2 protein-coding genes are annotated in these 2,790 nt (G+C 38.3%); both read left to right on the top strand.

The features are described from left to right. Nucleotides 1-332: 332 nt before the first annotated feature. Nucleotides 333-1,595 carry an ATP-binding protein gene (locus K6G87_RS12380; RefSeq protein WP_296837713.1) on the top strand — a complete coding sequence of 421 codons (1,263 nt, stop codon included), beginning with the start codon at nt 333-335 and terminating at the stop codon, nt 1,593-1,595. A gap of 20 nt (nt 1,596-1,615) precedes the next feature. Continuing rightward, a complete protein-coding gene (locus tag K6G87_RS12375) occupies nt 1,616-2,290 on the top strand; it encodes an HD domain-containing protein (RefSeq protein ID WP_296837711.1) in 675 nt (224 codons plus the stop codon). The last annotated feature ends 500 nt before the right edge of the window (nt 2,291-2,790 follow it).

Here is a 2,790-nt window from a genome sequence, read left to right as displayed (position 1 = left end):
AGGGACAGTATTATCATTTGTAGTTATGTGTATTTTTGCATTGCTCTTTTTAGTTAAGTCACTACGATTATTGGAAATGGCTAATAGTATTTCATAAATGAATAGCCAATCGCAGTTTGGTGAAGAAAAGTGAATTTTTTGGGGGGTGTTGTTTTCGTGAAAGTTGATATTTTTATTTACATCAAAGGATAAAACCAAAAGCGGTGAGGGTTGTCGGGACTTGACAACCTTTTTTTGTATACACCATATTTATTGTTGATTTTATCGTGCATACACGATAAAATATTATTAAAACAAAGTGCAAAAACGAAAGCGCTTTTGGAGGCTTGTATATGAACCATAGTATATTGAAACAGGTCATTAATGATCAGATAGAAGTCATTCAGAATGCTGATATTATCGAAAGGGACTACTCCTTTGAGAAAAATGTAAACTATGTATTGGTAGGACTACGCAGATCTGGCAAGTCCACTCTCTTATATAAGATTGCAAAAGAGCTTGTGGATGAAGGCTGCGACTGGTCTCAGATAATCTACGTGAATTTTGAGGACGACAGATTACTGGGATTTACTATGAATGATTTCAACGACATCGTGGAAACGGCCTATGAACTGACTGATGCAAAAGATATTTATTATTTCTTTGATGAGATTCAGATCATTGAAGGGTGGGAACATTTTGCCAGAAGAATGGCAGACCAGAAAAAGCGTGTATACATTACCGGAAGTAATGCAAAAATGCTCAGCGCAGAGATGGCAAGCATCCTTGGCGGAAGATATATACCAAAGATGATCATGCCTTTCTCATTTGGTGAAGCTCTGGATTATAAAAAGATTGCGCATGATGACGCAGCCCTTTTTACTACTTCAAAATCTGCGAAGATAAGAAGAGCATGTCAGGAATATGTCTCAGACGGAGGATTCCCTGAAGCACAGCTTCTGAATAATAAAAGGGAATACAAAAAGAGCGTTTATGAGAAGGTCCTGCTTGGCGATATCATGGAGCGTGAGCAGGTTAAGAATAAAATGGCACTCCGGCTCATGATAAAAAAGATTGCAGAGACAGTTATGCATGAGGTTTCGTTTAACACACTTGCAGGCAATGTTAAGGCTACAGGAACCAAGACTTCTACTGACTCAATGATAGAGTATACTGCCTACGCTGAGAATGCATATTTGCTGTTCAGGACAAAGAATTATGTTTCCAAGTTCGCGGAAAAAGAGAGTATTCCAAGGTTTTATTTTTATGATAATGGTCTGCTTTCACTGTTTCTGGTGGATAAGCCATCAGCTCTTTTGGAAAATGCAGTCGCAGTTCATCTGAAACGTAAATATGAGGATGACGTTTACTATTTTAAATCTAAGCAGACCGGCATAGACATTGACTTTTATCTGCCGGAACAAGCCTGCGCAATACAGGCCTCATATTCTCTTGGAGATGCGGAAGAAAGGGAAACAAGGAGCCTCATATCTTTTGCGGAGAAAACTGAAGGCGTAAAAAAACTGATAATAGTCACAAACGAAGAAGAAAGAAGCATTGAAAAAGATGGACATGAAATTGAAGTAATTCCTATTCACAAGTTTCTTTTAGCATGATTTATAATACGAGGAAAACTATGGAATCTTATTGCACAGTTTTTTCTGATAGGGTAAAAGAAGTACTGGATGCTTATAAGTCTGCACCGAATCTCATAGAAGATACTAAGAAATTCGTTTACGCTATGCTTGATCCTACACCTGAACGTGGAGACATGCTGTACCGATATGAACATTCTATAAGGGCAGCAGAGAATGCCAAGGTGATTGCACGTGCCGAAAAACTTCCGGAAGAGCCGCTTGTTCTTGCTTGCCTCTTGCATGACGTTGGCTATAGAGAATGCGATGACGACTGGGGTAGACATCCTTTTGTCAGCGCAGATATTGCAAGGGTATACCTCCAGAATATTAACTATGATCCTGATATGACAGCAGAGATGGTACGAGGAATCGCAAGACATAATCTTACCGATGATATTCCCGAGGATATGACAACATTCCAGATGTCTATAAGAGACTGCGATGATATAGATAGGTTCGACATCATCAGAACAGCTATGGTCATGGGCGGGACTGTATTTGAAAAGACTAATAGTGAGATCATAGAAAGCTGCGAAGAAGCAATATCTCAGGCTAAGTGGCTCATGAACCTTCCACGCGGAACTAAGACTGCAGAAATACTTCTTAAGAACAATCTTAATAAACGTATAGATCTTTTAAATGAAATAATCACGCAAGCAAGAAAAGGCTTTTAAGATGGCTTTTGGTTAATTCTTAAAAAGTCATACCATTTTTATAGAAAGATGTAAGGAGGAACTAGTTGAAATGGCATCAAGTATAATGCATCTTGCGGTAACTAATGAACTTATAAAGAAGTACACTTTTAAGTAGACCGTTTATAAAAGGGTGCATTGGGGATAAGTAACTTTATGACAACTAAGGAGGTTTATGAAAAGATGTTAAATGATTTTTTTGATATAGATAGTGAACCGATAGTTGTAGATACGATCAAAGAGATTGACCCTAAGATTTGCCTAGAGGGCCATTGGGAGCCTGTCCTATCCGAATGAAAGATGAGCAGCCAGAGCTTTTTGAGGCACTTAGCAGTTTGGTATCTGCATAACACTATATGGGAGGAAAAGCAATGCTTTATGACTTGGTAAAAGAAAACAGAAGTTACAGAGGCTATAAGGAAGGTTACACTATATCTGAAGAAGATCTCAAAGACCTTATAAATATGGCAAGAATCACTGCA

Source organism: Butyrivibrio sp., from assembly GCF_024699075.1.
The sequence above is the reverse complement of the archived record's forward strand: the minus strand, read 5'-3'. Positions and strand labels throughout refer to the sequence as shown.

What these genes read in the sequence shown, in the direction of transcription:
- K6G87_RS12380 (WP_296837713.1), top strand. Translation starts at nt 333, where the DNA reads ATGAACCATAGTATATTGAAACAGGTCATTAATGATCAGATAGAAGTC.
- K6G87_RS12375 (WP_296837711.1), top strand. Translation starts at nt 1,616, where the DNA reads ATGGAATCTTATTGCACAGTTTTTTCTGATAGGGTAAAAGAAGTACTG.